We start from the raw sequence: 21,921 nt of genomic DNA on the forward strand, positions 1-21,921 counted from the left end.
GAGATTATGCGGTTTGGTGAGCGGCTGGTTCGCGATGTTTCGTACGAATGCCAATGCAGTGGTAAGCAAAACCTGCTTTCTCCATTTCCTCGGCATCGTAGATGTTGCGCCCGTCGAACACCACACGCTGTTTCAGTAATCGGCCCACCACATCAAAGTTGGGCGAGCGGAATTCTGGCCACTCGGTTACTACCAGCAAGGCATCGGCATCGATGAGAGCCGATAGCTGGTCTTTGGCGTAGTTGATGCGGTTCCCAAGTGTGTGCTGAGCTTCCTTCATGGCTACGGGGTCGTAGGCAGTTACGGTGCAGCCAGCTTCGAGCAGTTTTTCGATAATCACCAACGAGGGAGCTTCGCGCATGTCGTCGGTTTTGGGCTTGAACGACAGGCCCCACACGGCAAGGTGCTTACCGGCCAGGTTGCTACCAAAATGCTGCTGCACCTTGGTAAATAGCACCGACTTCTGGCCTTCGTTTACGCTTTCAACCGCTTTAAGCACCTGCATCTGGTAGCCGTTTTCGGCAGCCGTCTTTATCAGGGCTTTAACGTCCTTGGGAAAGCAAGAGCCGCCGTAACCTATGCCGGGGTAGATGAACTTGTTGCCGATGCGGGCATCGGAGCCGATACCCAGGCGAACCTTGTTTACATCGGCACCCATGATTTCGCATAGGTTGGCAATGTCGTTCATAAACGAAATCTTGGTTGCCAGCATGGAGTTGGCAGCGTATTTCGTCATTTCGGCCGACGGAATATCCATGAAGATAATCGGGTGGCCATTGAGCAGGAAGGGCTTGTAGAGCTTGCGCATTACCTCCTCGGCCCGCTCCGAAGCTACACCGATGACAATGCGGTCGGGCTTCAGGAAGTCGTCGATAGCTGCGCCTTCCTTCAGGAACTCCGGGTTCGAAGCTACATCGAACTCGATATCGGAACTGCGCTTATCAAGTGCCAGCTCAATTTCTTTTCGCACTTTGGCAGCCGTACCAACCGGAACCGTGCTCTTGGTTACTACCACGCAATGGCGGTTGAGGTTTTCGCCGATGCCACGGGCTACGGCCAGCACGTACTTCAAATCGGCCGATCCATCTTCGCCGGGCGGTGTGCCCACAGCAATAAATGCCACATCGGCATCCTGAATGCTTTCGGCTAGCGAAGTAGAAAAATGCAAACGGCCAGCCGCCACATTACGATTCACCATCTCTTCGAGGCCTGGCTCGTAGATGGGCAGAATGCCCTGTTTCAGGTTATCGATTTTACGTTGATCGATGTCGATGCACGTAACATCTATGCCTACCTCGGCAAAGCAAGTGCCGGTGACCAGGCCGACGTAGCCAGTGCCTACTACTGCAATTTTCATAAGGGGGCGGAAGTAACTGCTTTCAGAGCTTAGGATTGCGAAGCGGAAGATATCAGGGAAGGGCGGACGCCAGCAGTAGTTGCTGGCGTCATGTAACGCTTCCACCAGTGCTGAAACACGATGAGCGCCCAGATACGAGCGTGCACGTCGCCAGGGTTACGTGAAAATAGCTGCTGCTTGAGTTCGCGTACGGCGTCGACTGAAAACAATCCTTGCGCTTCAACGAACTCGTCTTTCAGCAGGTCATCTTCGATTAGGGGACGCAGTTCGTTGCGGAACCACTTGAGCAGCGGTACCTCGAAGCCGTGCTTGGGACGCTTGTACAGCTCTTCGGGCAGCATAGGCCGGAAAGCATCCTGCACGATTTTCTTCTTCATGCGCGCGTCGATTTTGCTTTCGACGGGGAGCGAGAAGGCGAAGTTGACCACTTTGTAATCGAGGAACGGGCTGCGCACCTCCAGCGAGTTGGCCATGCTCATCAGGTCGACCTTGGTGTTCATGTCGTACGGCAGCACCAGGTTCATGTCGGTGAGCAGCACCTCGTTCAGGTCGCCATCGGCGTGGATGTGCTCCAGGATGTCGCGGCGGCGCTTATCGGCCAGCTTCTTGCTGACTTTGCGGCGCGAGGCTGCGCTTAGCAGGTTGCGCGCGTCTTTCTCGTTCACGAACGTGGCCCAATCCCAGTACCGGTCTTTGGGGCCGGCGAGCATGCCGCGCGAAAAGCGCTGAAACTGCCGCACCTTGTTGCCCAGGTACGAGTTGCGCGATTTGGGCAAGGCATCCCACAGCAGGTTGAGACCGGTTACGGCTTCGGCCTTCCAGTCGGGGTTGCGCACTTGCCACTCGCCCATGTGCTTGTTGTAGCCGGCAAACATCTCGTCGGCGCCGTCGCCCGAAAGTGCTACCGTAACCTTTTCGCGGGTGCGCTGGCTCAGGATGGACACGGCCAGCGCCGAAGAGTCGGCGAAAGGCTCGTCGATGTAGTCGAGCACGTGGTAAAGGTGCTCGTACATATCGTTGTTGGTGAGCGAAAAGACCGTGTGGTTGGTCTTGTGCATTTTCGCCACCAGGTTGGCGTACTTGGTTTCGTCGAAGAAGGGCTCGTCGGCAAAGCCTACGCTGAACGTATTGAGGTGCGGCGTGTGCCGGGCGGCCAGCGCCGTTACCACCGACGAGTCGATGCCGCCGCTCAGGAAAGCACCTAGGGGCACGTCGGCTACGAGGCGGCGCGCCACGGCCGCGTCGAGCAGCTCCACCAGCTTGGCTTGCTGCTGCTCGTAGCTGAGGCGGTTTTTGGCGACTTTCTTCGGGTCGTACGGAATCTTGTACCAGCGCTTGCGCACCACCTTGCCATCGGGCCGGATGAACATATAGTGGCCAGGCAGCAGCTTCTTCACGCCCTTAAAAATGGTAGCCGGGCCCGGAATGTAGTTCAGCTGCAGGTAATGCGACAGGGCCACATAGTCGAGCTTGCGCGGTACACCCAGGGCCAGCAGCGACTTCATTTCGGAGGCGAACATGAGCTTGTCCTCGTCGCGGTACACGAGCAAGGGCTTCACCCCCATCCGGTCGCGCGCTATGAACAAGGTATTTTCCTCTTTATCGTAAATGGCGAGGCCAAAAAAGCCGTTCAGCTTCTTCAAAAAGCCGCGGCCTTCGGTGATGTACAACTTCAGGATTACCTCCGTATCGGTGTGCGACTTAAAGGTGTAGCCTTTGCGCTGCAGCTTGGCGCGCAGCTCGCGGAAGTTGAAAATCTCGCCGTTGAAGACGATGGTATAACGCCCCGACTCATCCGTCATGGGCTGGTTGCCGCAGGGCGAGAGGTCGAGGATAGCGAGGCGGCGGAAACCCAGCCCCACGGCATCGTACACGTAGTGGCCCTGCGAGTCGGGGCCGCGGCTCACGATGGCATCGGTAGCGGCCTGCAGGCCAGCCAACGACGACCGACCGGAGTCAGTAAAGGCGAAAAGTCCGGTAATTCCACACATATCTAGTGGGCAAAGGTACGAAGCTTCAGGATTTGGGGCGCGCTTTTACACCCCGCCGCTATACGTAACCAAACCCAAGCGGCAACAGTACATCCAAAGCCGCATGTTTTTTTGAGGCGGCGCATCAACTGCCAAACACCGCTACCCATGAATCTGCAAAATCAAATGGACCTGCAGCAGCAATTTGAAGCTGCCGTTTCGCAAGTGAATAATTTGCCCGGCGACCAGGCCGCGGCCCACATGACGGAGCTATACGGCTTGTATAAGCAAGCCACCGAAGGCGACCACGACACCGAGAAAGACGTGGTGGGCGACGATACCCCCGCCAACCCCGATGGGCCCCAGGGCATGTCGCAAGGCCAGTGGGAGGCCTGGAGCAAGTTTAAAGGCATGAGCGAAGACGACGCCAAGCGCCAATACGTACAGCGCGTGCAGGAAATTGCCGGCCCCGCGGGCGAAGCGGCAACCGCCATTACCGGCATTGGGCAGCCCGCCACGGCTTCGCAGCTCGAAGCTGGCAGCCGCCCGGCCTCGAACCCCAACGAGGCCGGCGCCCCGGGCACGGCTAAAGCGCCCTTCGAGAACGAGGGCGGCGTATCGGCCGGTGGCCTGCGCGGCGACATCAACGACGGTGCTCCTTACGGCGGCGAAGACCGCCTGAAAACCCAGCAGTAGTTGCCCCAGCTAAGCGTGAGCCGATAGGCATTAACGAAAAGACCGCCCCAGGTTGGGGGCGGTCTTTTCGTTGGTACCACCTAGGGCCTGAGTGAACAAGTGCCTCACGCGCAGCGCCTAAAAAATTTTGCCGGGGTTCATGATGCCGTGCGGGTCGAACACCTGCTTAATGCCCCGCATCAGATTTAGCTGCACCTCACCGAGGGCAATGCCGATGTAGGGCCGCTGCACCAGCCCGATGCCGTGCTCCCCGCTGATGGTGCCGCCGAGGCGCACGCACAGCTGAAACAACTCGCGGATGGGCTGCTGCAACCCGTGGTGCCACATTTCGTCCGACAGCTCGCCGCGGATAATGTTCACGTGCAGGTTGCCGTCGCCGGCATGGCCGTAGCACACGCTCTTGAAACCGTACTGCGCGCCTAGGTCCTTCACGCCCTTCAGCAAAGTGGGCAGCTCGGCGCGGGGCACCACGGTGTCTTCTTCCTTGTACACCGAGTTGTAGCGCACGGCGTTACCGATGTTGCGCCGAATCTTCCAGAGCTCGTCTTTTTGGGCGGCGGTATCGGCCAGCAGGATTTCGCCCACGTCGTAGTGCTCGAGCACGGCGTACACCTGCTCGGCCTCTTTGTACAGCTGATCCAGATCCTGGCCATCGAGCTCGATGAGCAAGTGGGCGCGCACGTCGTCGGGCAGGGCCAGCGGAATCTGCAGGTACTCCGACGACCACACGATGGCCTCGCGCTCCATAAACTCCATGCCCGACGGGATGATGCCCGCCCGGAACACCGCCGACACGGCCTCGGCTGCCTGCTCCTCCTGCCGAAAAGGCACCAGCATCAGGATGTTTTGCTGCGGGTAGGGCAACAGCCGGAACACCACTTTGGTGATAATGCCCAGCGTGCCTTCCGAGCCGATCATGAGCTGCGTGAGGTTGTAGCCGGTGGAGTTTTTGAGGGTGTTGGCGGCCGTCCAGATGATGTCGCCGGTGGGCAGCACCACTTCCAGGTTCAGCACGTAGTCACGGGTGGTGCCGTATTTCACGGCCTTGGGCCCCCCGCTGCTGTGGGCCAGGTTGCCACCTAGGGAGCAGCTGCCCTTGCTGGCCGGGTCGGGCGGGTAAAACAGGCCTACTTCCTTCACGGCGTTCTGAAACACCTCGTTGATTACACCCGGCTCGACGGTGGCCTGCAGGTTGCGCTCATCGATGTGCAGAATCTGGTTCAGGCGCTCGGTACTCAGCACCACTCCTTGGTGCGTGGGCAGCGCCCCACCGCTCAGGCCCGTGCCCGCCCCGCGCGGCGTCACCGGAATGCGGTGCTCGTGGCACAAGCGCATAATACGGCTAAGCTCATCAGCGTTTGCAGGCCGCAGCACCACATCGGGCCGAAACGCGAGGTCTTCGGTGTGGTCGCGGCCGTAGCGGGCATACTCCTCCTCTTCGAGGCGTGCCGGAGTCAGCACATGGCTGGCACCCACAATCTCCTCGAAAGCGCTGATTAAAGTTGGAGTTAACTGCCCAAACTGTATTTCTTCAAGTAACTGAGCCATTCGCGTATCTTTGTCTCGATGCGGAAAACGTTCCCAAAGGTACGGCATTCATCCTGGCCTATCGGCCGGTTGTCGTCCCTGCTCCTGCCCATCCTTCTGCTTCTTGCCAGTTGCCAAGGTACCAAGAAGTTAAACTACCGCAACGGCCGCTACTACTCGGCTCAGGAGATTGCGCGCATGAAAGCCGCCGAGCGGCGCGGCCGCCCCGTGGCTGGCTCAGTCAGCAAGACCAAAATCAAGACCAGCTCGCGCATGAGCAGCGGAGGGCGCAAAATCGTAACCCACGGCCCCAAGCGCACGAGCAGCCCGGCATCCGTCGATCGGCAGTTGGGCACCGTCATCGAAACGGCCCGCTCTTACCGGGGCACCCCCTACAAGTTTGGTGGCACCACCCGCCTAGGGCTCGATTGCTCGGGCTTGCTGAACGTATCGTTTGGCGCGGCAGGCATCCAGATACCCCGCTCCTCCAACGAACAAGCCGCCTGGGGCGACCCTATCCGGCCGCAGGATTTGCAAGCCGGCGATTTGGTATTTTTTGGAGGTTCACCTGGCAGCAACAGCATAACGCATGTCGGCCTGATTACTGAAGTTAGCGAAGACGGCGTTCAGTTCATCCACTCTTCCACGTCGTTAGGTGTTGTCGAGAATGCTCTTGAAAGCGACTATTATTTGAGCCGCTTTATTAAAGCAGTAAGACCAAAGTTGTGAAATTCCATCGTAGCTTTGCGCCGAATTACGCCCCGTGCATGAAGTCTCAACTAACCGCTTACCCTGCGCTGCTAGTTCTCAGACACCCCGCTGTCTCCGCGCAGCACCCGTACGCCCATGCGTGCCCATAATGCCAGGCCCGCCTCCCCTCCGATGTTCTGCTGTGGTAATCTGCTGATTTCCCGGCGTTGCCCTTCCCAACAATAGCTTAGCTCACCGTTTCTCACACCCACACATGACAAACAAATTTATTCACCATCTCTTGGCTCCCACTCTGGTTGTTGTGGCCGCTGTTCCCAGCTGGGGGCAAGGCGCTACAACGTCGGCAATGGGAGGTACAATTACTGACAAAGCTGGTGAAGGGCTACCTGGCGCAACGGTAATTGCCGTGCACACCCCCACCGGCACGCAGTACGTAGCGCCGACCAACTCGGAGGGCCGCTACAACATCCAAAACATGCGCGTGGGTGGCCCCTACACCATCCGCGTAACCTTCGTGGGCTACCAGGAAGCTGTTCGGGAAGGCATCTTCCTGACGCTGGGCCAAACCCAGCGCCTCGACGTAAACCTGAGCGAGCAGACGCAAACGCTGCAAGGCGTAGAAATTGCCGGCCGCCGCGACCCGGTTATCAACGCCGGCCGTACCGGTGCTGCTACGGCTGTACAGCGCGAGCAACTTGAGCGTCTGCCCACCCTGAACCGTAACCTGCAGGACTTCATCCGTGTGTCGCCGCAAGCTAACGGTGGTGGCAGCAGCTCGATCGGCGGTGCGAACAACCGCTACAACAACATTACCATCGACGGTGCTGTAAACAACGACGTATTCGGACTGTCGGGCAGCGGCACTCCCGGTGGCAACGCCGGCACGCAGCCCATCTCGCTCGACGCCGTACAAGAACTGCAAATCGTAGTTGCGCCTTACGATGTTACCCTCGGTAACTTCACCGGTGGCGGCATCAACGCTGTAACGCGCTCGGGCACCAACGACCTGTCGGCTTCAATCTACGGTTTTGCCCGTAACCAGGAAATCGTTGGTAAGAGTGTAACCGAGCCCCGCACCAAGGCGGCCGAGTTCTACAACTACCAGACGGGCGCCCGCGTTGGCGGCGCCATCGTGAAGAACAAAGTATTCTTCTTCCTGAACGGCGAAATCAGCCGCCGTAAGGAGCCCCTGGGTTTCGTTCCCGGCAACTCAGACTCGCGCCTCGACCTAGGAGTAATCAATCAAATTGCTGAGCGTGCTGCTTCGCGTTACGGCTATAACGTTGGTGAATTCCGGAACATCGACCGCCGTACCGAAAACAACCGTATTTTCGGTCGCCTCGACTTCAACCTGTCGGAAAATCACCAGTTAACCGTACGCCACAACTACGTAGAGGCGTTTGACGACAACATCTCGCGCGGCTCGACGACCCTGCGTTTTGGCAACAACGTTTTCCAGAACAACAACACTACCAACAGCTCGGTAGCTGAATTGAACAGCCGCCTAGGTGGTTTCTCGAACAAGTTGCTGGTGAGCTACACGCGCATCCGCGACAACCGCACCACGCCGGAGCGTCTGTTCCCGACTTTCGAAATTAACCAAGGGGGCAACCGCTACACCTTCGGCACGGAGCGCAGCTCGGGCTTCAACGAACTTGATCAGGACATCTTCGAATTCACCGACAACGTAACGCGCGCCGTTGGCAAGCACACCTTCACGCTCGGTACGCACAATGAGTTCTTCAAGTTCCGCAACCTGTTCATCAACAACGGTGTCGGTTTTTACCAGTTCAACACACTGGAGGACTTCCTGAACGAGCGTCCCAACCGCTTGCAAGCTGCTTACCCAACCGCCAACAACGGCGAGGCTACGTTCAGCGCAATGCAGGCAGGCGTATATGCTCAGGATGAATACTCGCCCATCGAGAACCTGCGCCTGACGCTGGGTGTACGTTTGGACGTGCCCTTCTTCTTCGACAAGCCAGGCTTTAACGCACCGGTTACCGAGCGTTTCGGCAGCAACATCAACACCCAGAATACGCCTAACGGCCAGCTGCTGTGGGCTCCGCGCCTGGGCTTCAACTGGGACGTAAACAACGATGCCAAAGTGCAGGTGCGTGGTGGTACGGGTGTGTTCACCGGCCGTGTTCCGTTCGTGTGGATTTCGAACGGCTTCACTAACAGCGGTCTGATCCAAGGCGCTATCGACGTTCGTCCGACCGGCACGGGTGCTAACACCCAATACCCCGCCATCGTAACCGATCCGGCGCTGTTCCCAACGACTTTCCGCTCGACGGGCACTTCCGAAATCAACGTCATCGACAAGAATTTCAAGCTGCCGCAAGTTTGGCGCACGAACCTTGCCGTTGACTTCCGCCTGCCCGGCGACATCGTAGCCACCGTTGAAGGTATCTACTCGAAGACCCTAAATGACATCTACTACAAGAACATCAACCTTGTAGAACCGATCGGCCGCCTGGCTGGACCCGACAACCGTCCGGTTTATCCTTCGGCTCGTCAGCGCTTCTCGAACTACACCAACGTTCTGCAGCTCGACAACACCAACAAAGGCTACCGTTACAATGCTACTGCCCAGTTGCAGAAGTCGTTCACGAATGGCCTGAACACGAGCGTAGCTTACACCTACGGCATGTCGAAAGAAGTGAACAGCGGCGCAAGCAGCACGGCTCTTTCGAACTGGCAGTTCAACCAGGTGCAAAGCAATCCGAACAACCCCGAGTTGGGCTTCTCGGCTAACGACCGTCGCCACCGCGTGCTGGCAACGGGTGGTTACACCCTGCGCTACGCTGGCGACAAGCTGGCCACCAACTTCTCAGTTATTTACGAAGGTTTGTCGGGTTCGCCCATCGCCTACGTGTATGGCCAAGGTGGTCGTGACCTAAACAACGACGGTGCTTTCTCGAACGACTTGATTTACATCCCGCGTGATGCGCGTGATGCCAACGAAATTGACATCGTAAAATCGGGCACGACCGACACGCGCTCGATCGACGAAATCCGCAACCAGCTGGAGACGTTTATCCAGAAGGATCCGTACCTGCGCAGCCGCCGCGGTCAGTACGCTGAGCGTTTCGCCGGCCGTACTCCTTGGTCGCACCAGGTTGATATCCGCGTTGCCCAGGACTTTAATTTCATGGCTGGTGGTAAGCGCAACACCCTCCAGGTTACCTTCGACATCCAGAACGTAGGCAATCTGATCAACAATGAGTGGGGTCGTCAGTACTTCGTAGCTAACAATGCTGTTGAACTGCTGCGCGCCGAAACTACCGGCGCACCTAACGTTCGTCCGCAGTTCTCGTTCCCGGCTACGTTCGCTAACAATGGCTACCGTCCTTACGACTTCTCGGCCTTCGCTTCGCGCTGGCAGGGTCAGTTGGGCGTACGCTACACGTTCAACTAAGCCAACCGAGCTTTACAATTGCCAAAAGGGCGGAGAGTTTTCTCCGCCCTTTTTGTTTTTTGCGGGCCCAGATTCACACCCTTTTTGTTTCTTACGGATACATATTTATATATAAATTATTCAATTACATACATAGCTGAACGCTGCGTTTTCTTGATGCGTCCCGTTAATTAACAATTCGGTAAAGTTGCGCCGATGGCGGGGAGCTAATTTTGTGGCCGGTTTCCACAATAGCTCTTATGAAACACAGATTTGTTCACCACCTACTGGCCCCCACGCTGTTGGTGGCTACTGCTTCGCAAGGTTGGGGGCAAGGCGTAACCACCTCCGCCATGAGCGGGGTAATCACCGATAAATCGGGACAAGGTTTGCCAGGCGCAACGGTAATTGCCGTGCACACCCCCACCGGCACGCAGTACGTGGCGCCGACCAACTCGGAAGGCCGCTACAACCTGCAGAACATGCGCGTGGGTGGCCCCTACACCATCCGCATCACCTTCGTGGGGTATCAGGAAACCACACGCGAAGGCATCTTCCTGACGCTGGGCCAAACCCAGCGCCTCGACGTGAACCTGAGCGAGGCCACCACCGAATTGGCCGGCGTAACCGTAACGGGTACCCAAAACCCCGTAATCAACGCGGGCCGCACGGGCGCAGCTACCACCATCCAGCGCGAGCAGATCGAGCGGCTGCCTACCCTTAACCGCTCGTTCAACGACATGACGCGCCTGACGCCGCAGGCGAACGGCCAGAACTTTGCCGGTCGTAATGGTGGCTACAACAACATCACCATCGACGGCGCTATTTTCAACAACTCGTTCGGCTTGTCGTCGACGGTTGGCGGACAGGCTGGTGCTCAACCCATCTCGCTCGATGCCATCGACCAGATTCAGGTGAGCATTGCACCTTACGATGTGCGCCAGGGCTCGTTTACGGGGGCGGGCATCAACGCCGTAACGCGCTCGGGCACCAACAAGGTGCAGGCTTCGGTGTACGGCTTTTACCGCGACCAGAAGTTTGTGGGCGACAAAGTGGGCGACGTAACCCAGCAGTACCCCAACTTCAACCTGAAAAACTACGGCTTCCGGGTTGGCGGGCCGGTTATCAAGGACAAGCTGTTCTTCTTCCTGAACGCCGAATCGGAGCGCCGCAACGATCCGCCGTCGGGCAACTTTGTGGCCAACCGCCCCGGCCAAACGCCGGCACCCGGCGGCAACTCGCAAACTTCGCGGGCCCTGGCTTCGGACCTCGATGTGCTGAGCAACTTTTTGCAGCAGAAGTACGGCTACAACCCCGGCGCCTACGAAAACTTCGAGCAGCGCTCGAACAGCGACAAGGCTACCGCGCGCCTCGACTGGAACATTTCGGATGCGCACCGCCTGAACGTGAAGTACAATTACCTGCGTTCGTACGCCGATATTTCGCCCAGCAGCTCGAACGCCATCGGCAACAGCCGCTCGCAAACGCAGTTTGGCCTGCCGTTCTTCTCGTCGTACTACACGATCAACAACAACCTGGATTCGTGGATTGCGGAGCTGAACAGCACTTTCGGCAGCCGCTTCTCCAACAACTTTACGGCGGGTTACTCGCGCTTCCGCGACTTCCGCGAAAGCCCGGCGGGCACCATCTTCCCGCTGGTTGATATCGGCAACTCGACGGGCCTGAGCACCGGCGCGAACCTGAACAACATCACGGCTACCAACACGCTCACCACGTTTGGTTACGAGCCGTTCTCGGCTTTCAACATCCTCGATTCGGATGTGTACCAGTTGGGCGACAACTTTACGGCGTACCTGGGCAAGCACAACGTAACCCTAGGTACCTACAACGAGGCCTACCGCTTCCGCAACGGCTTCGCGCCCAACTACTACGGCTCTTACCAGTACAACTCGCTCGACGACTTCTACGCTTCGGCTGTAACCCAGGAAGCGCCGTACGGCTACGTGCGCGATGCCAACGGGGTACCGCAAATCAACAGCAACCCGGCGCTGGTGCGCGGTGCGCAGCGCTACCAACTGCAGTACTCGGCCCTGCCCGACGGCTCCTTCCCCTACGCCGAAACCAAAGCCGCGCAGTTTGGCCTGTACCTGCAGGACGAGTTCTCGGTGCGCAACAACCTGAAGGTAACCTACGGGGTGCGCGGCGACTTGCCGATTATCTACTCGGACATTGCACGCAACACCAATGCGGCCAACCTCACCTTCCGCGACGGCGTGAAGCTGGAAACCGACCAGCTGCCCAAAAGCCGCGTGCTGCTCTCGCCGCGCGTGGGCGTGAACTGGGATGTGTTCGACAACAAGAAAACCCAGGTGCGCGGCGGTACCGGCATCTTCACGGGGCGCGTGCCGTTCGTGTGGATTTCAAACCAGGCCAGCAACAACGGCGTGCAGTTCGGCTCGTACGATTTGCGCGGTGCCAACGCCATCAACCCCACTACCCGCCCGGCGGGCCAGACCACGGGTGGTACGCCTTCGTTCTTCAACGCCGACGTGAACAAGTACCGCCCGGTGGGCGCGGCGGCTAACACCCAGTACAACCTGGCCGTGACGGACCGCGAGTTCAAGTTCCCGCAGGTGTGGCGCACCAACGCCGCCATCGACCAGGAGCTGCCCGGTGGCATCATCGGTACGCTGGAAGGTATCTACACCCAGGATTTGAACGCGGTGTACCACCAGAACGTGAACCTGCCGCAACCGGTGCGTAATGCCAACGGTGCCGACAATCGCCCGATTTTCTACAACCTAGGCACCACCGAAACCAACGGTGTGGTAACGACTACGCCCGTTAACCGCATCTACGGCGGCCAGGGCGGCGCTACGCCCACGAACCCCAACATCACGGATGCCATCCTGATGAAGAACACCAACAAGGGGTACTCGTACGCCGTAACCGGCCAGCTGCAAAAAACCTTCAGCAACGGCTTCTACGCCAGCGCGGCTTACACCTACTCCGATTCGAAGTCGGTGAACGACGGTGGTTCGATTGCACAGTCGATCTGGCGTGACCGCGCTATCTCGGGCGACCCGAACGCCAACGTACTGGCGTACTCCAACTACCTGCAGCAGCACCGCGTGGTGGCCTCGGCCTCGTACCGCCGCGAGTACCTAGGGCACCTGGGCACTACCATCTCGCTGTTCTACGAAGCTGCGCCGGCCGGCCGCTTCTCGTACACCTACGCCGGCGACATGAACGGCGACGGAGCTGGTGGCAACAACGACCTGATGTACGTGCCGCGCAGCCGCGACGAGATTGTGCTGCGCAACATCACCTTCTTCTCGGGCACGCCCCAGCAGCAAGTGTACACGGCCGACCAGCAGTGGGCTGACCTGGATGCCTACATCAAGCAAGACAAGTACCTGAGCACCCGTCGCGGCCAGTTTGCCGAGCGTAACGGCGCCGTACGCCCCTGGCAGAACCGCCTCGACTTCCGCCTACTCCAGGACGTGTTCACGAACCTGGGCGACAACAAGAACACGCTGCAGCTGAGTGTCGACGTGTTCAACATCGGCAACATGATCAACTCGAACTGGGGGGTGTTCCAGACGACGAACCGCAACACCCCGCTCACCTGGGTAGGCTACAATGCCCAGGCTCAGCCGGTGTTCGAGTACCGTTACCTCACCAACCCCACCCGCACGGTATCGGGCAGCGACGTAACCGTTACGCCGGGCCAGGCGCTGAATACCACCTTCCGCAACGATACGGGCGGCATTGGTTCGCGCTGGCAGATGCAGATTGGCTTGCGCTACATCTTCAACTAACAATCAGTAGGTTAGCCTTAAAAACCCGGTCTGGAGCTTTCCAGGCCGGGTTTTTTCTTTGCGAAAAGCAGATTTTTTTTCGGCAGACGCTTGCGTTTACGAAAACGGGGTATACCTTTGCACCACAATTCCACGGTAGATGACTGCGGAAAAAACAAGGGGGATTAGCTCAGCTGGCTAGAGCGCTTGCATGGCATGCAAGAGGTCATCGGTTCGACTCCGATATTCTCCACTCCTGTTTTTATTTAAGCCCCAAGAAGCCCAGCCCCCAAAGCTGGGTTTTTTGTTTTTGGGCAAACCAATCCCAGCGCGCTTGGGCTGCATGTTACGGATTTCGGCCTACCCCCTAGGTGCTTAAAACACGGAGGCCCCGGCTGCAGCAGCCGGGGCCTCCGTGGCAGGTGCCAGAATGCACGCAATGGTGCGGCACCTAGGGCTTACACAAACAAGCCATCAACGGAAAGGTAACGCTCGCCCGTGTCGTAGCAGAACGTGAGCACGCGGCCGCCCTGCGGCACCTCGGCCAGCTTTTTGGCCACGGCCGCCAGCGAAGCTCCCGACGAAACCCCGACAAACAGGCCTTCTTCGCGGGCGGCGCGGCGCGCCATTTCAAACGCCTCGGCCTGGCTGATTTGCACGGTACCATCGAGCACGTTGGTGTGCAGGTTGTTCGGGATGAAACCCGCGCCGATGCCCTGGATGGGGTGCGGGCCGGGCTGACCGCCGCTGATTACCGGCGAGAGTTCGGGCTCCACGGCGAATACCTTCATCTGCGGAAACCGGGGCTTGAGCACCTCGGCCACGGCCGTGATGTGGCCACCCGTGCCCACGCCCGTGATGTAAAAGTCGAAGCCCTCGGGGGCGTCGCGCAGGATTTCCTGGGCCGTGGTGTCGGCGTGCACCTGAATGTTGGCCGGGTTGTCGAACTGCATCGGAATCCAGGCGCCGGGCGTGTCGCGCACGATTTCGTGGGCCCGCTCGATGGCGCCTTTCATGCCTTTCTCGCGCGGCGTCAGCTCGAGCTGCGCTCCGTAGGCGGCCATCAGGCGGCGGCGTTCGATGGACATCGACTCGGGCATAACGAGCGTGAGGCGGTAGCCTTTGACGGCGGCCACCATGGCCAGGCCCACGCCGGTGTTGCCCGAGGTAGGCTCCACAATCAGGCTATCGGGCGTGAGGATGCCGTCTTTTTCGGCCTGCTCGATCATCGAGAGGGCAATGCGGTCTTTGATGCTGCCGCCGGGGTTGGCGCGCTCCAGCTTCATCCACACCTCCACATCGGGGCGAATGTCCTTGAACAGGCGGTTGATACGCAACAAGGGCGTGTTGCCAATGGTATCGAGAATGGTTTGAGCTTTCATGAGGTCAGATGCGAACAGAGCAAATCCAGAAACCGGTGAACCGGCAAATTGTTAGGCAAGCGTCATAAATCATAACGCGCGGGCAAAAAGAACTTGGTGGCGGCGCCTTAAATGGAGAAGGTGAAGTCGGCGGTAGGGTCTTCGGTGCGCGTAACGTACAGCTGGGCCCGGTGATAAACCCGTGAGTGCGACGGCACGCTTTCGGTAAGCCACACATTGCCCCCGATGATGCTGTGCCGCCCCACCACGGTACTGCCACCCAGGATGGTAGCGCCGGCGTAAATCACCACGTTGTCTTCGATGGTGGGGTGGCGCTTTTGGTTGGCCAGGTCTTTGGCCACGCTGAGCGCACCTAGGGTTACCCCCTGAAACAGGCGCACGTGGTCGCCGAGCACGGCCGTTTCGCCGATGACGATGCCCGTGCCATGATCGATGCTGCACGAGCGGCCGATACGCGCGCCGGGGTGAATGTCGATGCCGGTGCGCTGGTGGGCATACTCGCTGAGCAGGCGCGGCAGCAACGGCACGCGGCGCTGGTAAAACGCATGCGCCAGCCGGTGCAGGGCCAGGGCATAAAAGCCCGGGTACGTGCTGATGACCTCGGCCATATCCTGCGCGGCGGGGTCGGCGGCCAGGATAGCGCGTGCATCGAGCACCAGCAGCTCGTGCAGCAGGGGCAGCTGGCCAAACAAATCGGCCGCCAACGCCGCCGGGGCCAACGGCAGTCCCGACACCGATTCGAGCACCTGCGCGACGCGGGCCTGCAGGTCGTGGAGGACGCTGCTTACCGCGTCGGGGCTGGCGAGGCGCTGCTCGGTGCGCTCCGGGAACAGCAGCGCCAGCAGGCCATCGGCCAACTGGCACAGCTGGGGCCCGGGCAGCGGCGGCGGCGCAGCACGGTGAGTATTGGCTAAAGCCGCTGCGAAGGCGTCGCTTATCATGAGAATACGAAGAAAAATCGGTTGCTGGAGGTGCACCTTGCCCCTGCCTGGGGTAGCGGCCGGCCTGCATAACCAGCACCTAGGGGCAAAGGTTGGCGGGCTAATATTAGGCAACCGCTGGGGTTTTGCCTGCGTTACCTGAGCTTACATCCCAATCTATTCAACCTCCAAAACACCCCTGACATGCAGGATACCACTGTCACCAAAATTGATTCGCGCCACTCGCCCAAAGGCCCCGAGGGGCAGAAATACCTGGCTTCCGGCATCAATGTATCGATGCGCCTGTGGGAAAACGAGCAACCCGGCGACGCCAAGGAACCGGTAAGCCGCGAGTACGAAACCGTTGGCTTCGTAATAGAGGGCCGCGCCGAGCTGCACCTCGAAGGCCAGATGGTGCTGCTGGAGCCCGGCAACTCGTGGGTGGTGCCGAAGGGCGCGCAGCACACCTACCGCATTCTGGAGCCGTTTACGGCCGTGGAGGCCACCACCCCGCCGGCACAGGCCCACAACCGCGATTCGTAACCAAGACCAGCTGCCAGAACGAAAGTTCTGGCAGCTTTTTTACTGCGCTTTCGATAATAGCAACTATATTACTATACTTTCATTATAAAATACCAATGGAGTTTCACAATTCCATTGCCGCTCCTTGTTGCTCGCCAAGCCAAAGGCGAGCGGGCAGCTACGGCACCTAGGGTGCCGGCTGCAGTGCCAGGCTGCGTTCCGCGACTTTCAGAAGACCTTTCCACCTGCTCCATGAAAACAATCTTACGCTCGGCTTCAGTGGTTTTGCTTATGGGTGCGGCTCCGGCAGCCGCCTGGGCGCAAACCACCGTGTACGTAAACGACGCCGTAACCCTAGGCGACGTGTACACCTCGGCCCCCGGCAGCGACGCCACAGGTACCGGCACGGCCGCTGCGCCCTACCGCACCATTGCGCGGGCACTGCAGGAGTTGCCCGACGGCAGCACCGTGCGCGTGGATGCCGGCACCTACCCCGAGCAAGTGCTGCTCAGCCGCAACGTATCGGTGCGGGGCGCGGGCACGGCGGCGGGGGGCACGGCCTCGGCCACCATTCTGGAGGGGCAGCTGCTGACTGCACCAGACGGCAATGGCACCTCGGGTATTTTGATTACGACCGGCGGCGGCACGCCCGAGGCCCCGGTAACCATTGCCAACCTCACGCTGCGCAACTACGATTTCGGGATTCAGACGAACAACGGCAACGGCAAGCACGACTTTCTCATCGAGGACGTGGAAGTGGCCAACAACCGCCGCCAGGGCGTGTTTTGGAACGCGGTGGGCAACAACCCGGTGGGCTCGGAGCGCATTACGTTCCGGCGCTTGCGGGCCACGGGCACGGCTTTTTCGGGTGGTTCGGGCGGCGGCGCGGGCGGCGCCGGGCGCGGCTTGCTTATCCAGAGCGGGCACAAACATGCGTTCCTGATTGAGAACAGCGTGTTCGAGCAAAACCGCCGGGCGGGCATTGATGTGAACGACGGCAGCGTGAGCGGCCTCGTCATCCGGAACTGCCAGTTTGGGCTAAACGGCGGCGCGGCCATGTCGATCCTAGGTGCTACGGGGCGGCTCGCGGAAGGGGGGCCGAACGTAACGTTTGCGGCCCTGATCGAGAACAACGTTATCCGCAACAACGCCTCCAACGGGCTGGAGCTGAAGTCGTGCACGGGCACAGGGCGCGGCGCAGGGCCGGGCAGCTTCGTGATTCGCAACAATTTTATTCTACGGGCTATTCAAGCTTTGCCCGCCGAACCGCAGTTCGATAACGCCGGCATTGCGTTTATCGACCGCGACCGGAACGCCACGGTACTCGACCCAACCGGCGGCTTTGCCGGCAACCAAACCACCGGCGGCGCCTGGATTGAGGGCAACGTAATACGCGGCTACTTGCCGGGTGCCGGTGCTGTTCTTGGCGTCAATGCTTTTGGCATGGTGCTCGAAGGCGCCAACAACAAGGTGCTGCGCAACGTGGTGTCGCAGTGTGAGTACGGCATTCAAATACAAGACCGCCCCACCGGCAGCAGCAGCGCCCTAGGTGCGTATTACGGGGCGAGCGGCAACAACCTGCTCGTTTCGGCCGGCGACAGCATCAACCAAAACCGCATCGATAGCTGCCAGGTGTTTCCGCTGCGGGCCATTAACCTGACCAACGTGGTGAATGCCAGCCTGAACTGGCTGGGCGGCACCGATGCCGTGGCCATGATGGGCGCCAGCGGTACCGGCGGGCTGGTGAGTACGCTCAACGGCAGTTTTAATACGCAAAACTCCACCGGCACCACGGGCCGCCTCGACATCAGCCCGTACCTGAACAGCGGCACCGATACCTCGCCGGCACCCGGGTTTCAGCCCGACTTCAGCTACCTGAACGTGGCAGCCAGCAGCCCATCGGCCGCGGGTACCCTGGGCAACCTGCAGGAGGCCGTGCTAATGCTCACCGACGGCGGCACCATTGATGCGGCACCGGGCAGCTACGACGAAAGCGTGGTGGTAAACAAAAACGTGTTTTTGCCGCAGGAGGGCGCGCCCGTGAGTGTGCGCGACCTGACCATGAACGGCGCCGGCAAAACCCTTACGCTGCGCGCCCCGCTCACCATCAGCAACAGCCTCACGCTCACCAACGGCATCATCAGCAGCACCAGCACCGACCTGCTTACGGTGGCCGATAACGCCACGGCCAGCGGCGGCAATGCCGGCAGCTACGTGCAGGGCCCGTTGCGCAAGCTCGGCAACGAGGCCTTTGTGTTTCCGGTGGGCCAGAATGGCGTGTTGGGCCGCCTAGGTATATCGGCACCCAATAACCCAAGCAGCGCCTTCACGGCTGAGTACCGCGCCCAGGGCGTGGGCGTTACGGCCGTGCAGCCGCCCCTCACCAACGCCAGCCGCGTGGAGCACTGGCTGCTGGAGCGCACCGCGGGCAACGCCAACGTGGCCGTGCAGCTGTTTTGGGAAGACGGCACCCGCAGCGGGGTGGTGTCGCTGCCCGAGTTGCGCGTGGCCCGGCTTAGCGGCGGCGCGTGGGTGAGCGAGGGCAACACGGGCACCAGCGGTTCGGCGGCCAGCGGCTCGGTTACGTCGGGCACCGTCAACAGCTTTGGCACATTCAGCCTGGCCTCTGTGAACCCCATCAACCCTTTACCCGTCGAGCTGACGGCTTTTCGGGCCGAAGCAGCCGGTGAGGGCAAAGCGCGCCTGCACTGGACCACGGCCCAGGAGAAAAACAACCGCGGCTTTGAGGTGGAACGCGCCCGCAACGGCGAAAAATGGCAGTACGTGGGCTTTGTGCGGGGGGCGGGCCACAGCTCGCAGCCGAAGCATTATACCCTGCTCGACGCCTCGGGGCTGACGGACGTGGTGTACTACCGCCTCAAGCAGCTCGACACCGACGGCAAAGCCACTTACTCGCCTATTGCTGCCGTGCGGTTGCCCGCAGCCCTAGGTAAGCTGGCCCTGTTCCCGAACCCGGCAACCCGCGAGCTGAACCTGCGGTTGCCCAATCCGGCTACCGGAGCCGTAACCGTGCAGATCGTTGATGCAGCAGGCCGCACAGTTTGGAGCACCCAAATACCCGCCAACGGCCAAACCCTGCAACTCGATCTGGAGCACCGTGTGAAACCAGGCTTGTACCTGGTGCGCGTGAGCGGCAAAGGCTTATATGATGCGGCTCAACAGCTGGTGGTGCGGTAGGGATTTCACGAGCCCCCCACGGGGCACGGCCCCCTACCTCGCTCCAGGCGCGACATCGCGGAGAGGGGGAACAACGGCGGCGCGGCCGTCAGCAACGATTGCGGCGGCTGCGGCTCGCGCCTCCGCCGCCGCCCCGGTGTAGCCAACGGATTTCCGCGCTACAAGTCCTAGGTGCTTATGCTGACCAAAAGCAAGCGGGGCCGCCGAACTTAGGTTCGGCGGCCCCGCAATCGTTGCTGAGGTTGCTGACGGCTGAATACCCCACTCCATGATGTCGCGCCTGGAGCGAGGTAGGAGCTGTGCCCCGTGGGGCCCGGGAGGCCCCTACTGCAACTCCACGCTCCGGATTTGGTCGCCTATATCGATGCGGTGCACTACCTCCATGCCGCGCTCCACCACGGCAAAAATGGTGTAGCGGCCATCGAGGTGCGGTGTGGGGCTGTGCGTGATAAACCACTGGCAGCTCTCGGTGTCTTTGCCGGCCGAGGCCAGCCCAACGGCGCCTTCGGTGTACTGGCGGTCGGCAAATTCCGAGCGCAGGGTGTAATCGGTGCCGCCCCAGCCGTCGCCCCGCGGGCAGCCGCCTTGCGCTACAAAGTTGGGTACTACGCGGTGGAAGTTTTTGCCGTTGTAGAAACCCTGCTGCACCAGCTGCACAAAGCTGGCCACCGAGCCGGGCGCTTCCTCAACCAGCAGGCGCAGTACTACATCGCCCTTGGAGGTGTGCACCACCACGCGCTGCCCGGCGGGTATGGCAGCCACGCGCTTCCAGTCGATGGGGTGCTGAGCGGCGGCACTGGGCGTAGGCGTGGGGGTGGGCTTGCTCTGGAGGTAATCGAGGGCTTGCTGCAGGGCCTGCCAGGCTTCAACATCGCGCGGCAAGGCAATGCGTTGCTGGGCCTGCCGCAGCAAATCGAGGTTGCGAAACTCGCCGCGCAGGTTGAGCTTGGCATCGTGCAGGGCACCGGCGGCAGTACCGATCAGGGCCACATCGTTGCTGCCGATGGCTTTTTCCAGGGTTTGCAGGAAGAGCGGCTGCTGCCCCGACGGAAACGCGGGGTTGTTGCGCAAGGCCACCAGGGCCTCGATGCCGTAGGTACTTACCACGGCCGGCTGGTTGGGCGCAAACGTGGCCTGCTCGATGAAGGCGTACGCCGCGGGGTCTTCGGCCAGCGCCTTCAGCAGAAAAGCCTGCTCGTAGGGGTTGGCCGTGCTGCTGGCATAGCGCTGCTGAATGGCCTTCCGGATGGGTTCTTTTTCCTCAGCAGAGGCGTGCTTCAGGGCAGCGGCAAACAGCACCGAGCGCGCCCGCCACGAGCTCATGCGCTCGGCTTTATCCTTGAACAGCTGGCCCGTTTCGCCGGAAGCATGGTTGAGGAAAAACTCGGCCGCTGTAACGGCAACCTGGCCATTGGCGTCGTCGAGAGCAGCCCAGGCGGCTTCTTTCACCGGCACGTACATGCTCGCGTTCATAGCACGCAAAGCCGATACGCGCACGCGGTAGTCGGTGTCGCGGCGCAGGATGCCGGCCAGCGTAGTGGCCAGGCCCGGGGCTTTGGCCTTACCTAGGGCAGTAGTAGCTCCGGCGCGCACGGCGTAGCTGGGGTCGGTGGTGGCAGCGGCGGCAATGGGCGCTTCGTAGGCTGTCAGGTCGAGGCGGGGGGTGCGGGCCAGCGTTTGGGCGGCGGCCAGGCGGGCCTCCAGCGGCTGCTGGCGCGCCAGTAGGCTCACGGCCCGCCGCACGATGGTTTCGGAGGTGATGCCGCGCAGCCCGGCCCGGTACAGGCCCCAAGCCTGCCCAATGGCAGCCAGCGTGTCGGAGCCCGGGTTGGCAGGCACCCGCAGCAGCAGCGCCACCGAGCCCTTGCCCACGCATTTACCTAGGGCCTCCAACTGGGTGCGCCGCACGCGCGCATCGGCCTCGGCATTGATTTGGTTGGCCAGCGGAGCTGCGGCCGCGCTATCGGCCGTTTGCCCCAGGGCAAACGCGGCTGCCTGGCGTACCTCGGGCGCCGCATCCGACAAAGCACTCAGCAAATCGGGCAGCGCCGCTTTGTCCTGCACCGAGCCGAAGGCCATGGCCGCGGCTTGCCGGTAGCGCACCTTGGGGCTTTGCAGAAACGGCCGCAACGCCGCGGTTTGGCGCTGATCCTGCGCGGTGGCAATGCGGCGCAGGGTGGTGTCGGCGGCAAACTGGTTGAGGGCAGCCGCGCTTTGCGGCGGGCGGGCGGTGGTGCACGCTGCCAGCAACACGGGCAGGGCAAGCGGAAGGAGGGCGAAGGGGCGCATCATGGCGCCGGAAATTAGGAAAAGCCTGGCGCATAGGCTACGCCGCTTCAAGTTCGGCCGCACAGGCCGGGGGCGCCCCGCCTCTAACCTATGCCTCTTTCTTAGGGGCCACGCCGAAGCACATAGGCGCAACGGCCGGCGACCTTCGCCACAGCTAAACTTGCCGCAAAGCCGTAAGCAAGGCCTGA

The 21,921-nt window shown here is 60.7% G+C and carries 12 protein-coding genes and 1 tRNA gene; 7 read left to right on the top strand and 6 right to left on the bottom strand.

Going from position 1 to position 21,921, the window contains the following annotated elements; translation table 11 throughout:
• Positions 1-4: 4 nt before the first annotated feature.
• Complete coding sequence (locus OIS50_RS10320) at positions 5-1,357, bottom strand: UDP-glucose dehydrogenase family protein (RefSeq protein ID WP_264690557.1); 1,353 nt, start codon at positions 1,355-1,357, stop codon at positions 5-7.
• Between the two features lie 29 nt (positions 1,358-1,386).
• Positions 1,387-3,348: an asparagine synthase (glutamine-hydrolyzing) gene (gene asnB, locus OIS50_RS10325; protein ID WP_264690558.1), complete on the bottom strand. Its 1,962-nt coding sequence runs from the start codon at positions 3,346-3,348 to the stop codon at positions 1,387-1,389.
• Positions 3,349-3,495: 147 nt separating this feature from the next.
• Here asnB and OIS50_RS10330 point away from each other — a divergent pair, with 147 nt between their 5' ends.
• Positions 3,496-4,023 carry an acyl-CoA-binding protein gene (locus tag OIS50_RS10330; protein ID WP_264690559.1) on the top strand — a complete coding sequence of 176 codons (528 nt, stop codon included), beginning with the start codon at positions 3,496-3,498 and terminating at the stop codon, positions 4,021-4,023.
• 117 nt (positions 4,024-4,140) lie between these two features.
• Here OIS50_RS10330 and OIS50_RS10335 read toward each other — a convergent pair whose 3' ends face one another.
• Positions 4,141-5,571 (bottom strand): FAD-binding oxidoreductase, encoded by a 1,431-nt coding sequence (locus OIS50_RS10335; protein ID WP_264690560.1) that lies wholly within the window; start codon positions 5,569-5,571, stop codon positions 4,141-4,143.
• Between the two features lie 69 nt (positions 5,572-5,640).
• Between OIS50_RS10335 and OIS50_RS10340 the strand changes: the two genes are divergently transcribed.
• From OIS50_RS10340 to OIS50_RS10355, 4 genes are all read left to right on the top strand, one after another.
• Positions 5,641-6,279, top strand: coding sequence for a C40 family peptidase (locus OIS50_RS10340; protein WP_264690561.1), 639 nt, complete (start codon positions 5,641-5,643; stop codon positions 6,277-6,279).
• A gap of 235 nt (positions 6,280-6,514) precedes the next feature.
• Entirely contained in the window at positions 6,515-9,682 is a 3,168-nt protein-coding gene (locus tag OIS50_RS10345) for a TonB-dependent receptor (RefSeq protein ID WP_264690562.1), read from the top strand.
• Between the two features lie 239 nt (positions 9,683-9,921).
• On the top strand, positions 9,922-13,443 hold the full coding sequence (locus tag OIS50_RS10350; protein ID WP_264690563.1) for a TonB-dependent receptor: 3,522 nt from the start codon (positions 9,922-9,924) through the stop codon (positions 13,441-13,443).
• 158 nt (positions 13,444-13,601) lie between these two features.
• Positions 13,602-13,675, top strand: a tRNA-Ala gene (locus tag OIS50_RS10355).
• A gap of 205 nt (positions 13,676-13,880) precedes the next feature.
• On the opposite strand, the gene cysK is transcribed toward OIS50_RS10355, so the two are convergent.
• Both cysK and epsC read right to left on the bottom strand, forming a co-directional pair.
• Entirely contained in the window at positions 13,881-14,804 is a 924-nt protein-coding gene (gene cysK, locus OIS50_RS10360; protein ID WP_264690564.1) for a cysteine synthase A, read from the bottom strand.
• 107 nt (positions 14,805-14,911) lie between these two features.
• Positions 14,912-15,745: a serine O-acetyltransferase EpsC gene (epsC, locus tag OIS50_RS10365; protein ID WP_264690565.1), complete on the bottom strand. Its 834-nt coding sequence runs from the start codon at positions 15,743-15,745 to the stop codon at positions 14,912-14,914.
• Between the two features lie 183 nt (positions 15,746-15,928).
• On the opposite strand from epsC, the gene OIS50_RS10370 reads away from it, so the two are divergent.
• Together OIS50_RS10370 and OIS50_RS10375 are read left to right on the top strand one after the other, a co-directional pair.
• Entirely contained in the window at positions 15,929-16,267 is a 339-nt protein-coding gene (locus tag OIS50_RS10370) for a cupin domain-containing protein (RefSeq protein ID WP_264690566.1), read from the top strand.
• A 231-nt stretch (positions 16,268-16,498) separates the two neighbouring features.
• Positions 16,499-19,444 (top strand): right-handed parallel beta-helix repeat-containing protein, encoded by a 2,946-nt coding sequence (locus OIS50_RS10375; RefSeq protein ID WP_264690567.1) that lies wholly within the window; start codon positions 16,499-16,501, stop codon positions 19,442-19,444.
• A gap of 324 nt (positions 19,445-19,768) precedes the next feature.
• Here the strand turns inward: OIS50_RS10375 and OIS50_RS10380 are convergent, their stop codons facing one another.
• Positions 19,769-21,736 (bottom strand): peptidylprolyl isomerase, encoded by a 1,968-nt coding sequence (locus OIS50_RS10380; RefSeq protein WP_264690568.1) that lies wholly within the window; start codon positions 21,734-21,736, stop codon positions 19,769-19,771.
• Positions 21,737-21,921: the final 185 nt, after the last annotated feature.

Origin of the sequence: Hymenobacter sp. YIM 151858-1, assembly GCF_025979705.1 — a bacterium.
GTDB lineage: Bacteria > Bacteroidota > Bacteroidia > Cytophagales > Hymenobacteraceae > Solirubrum.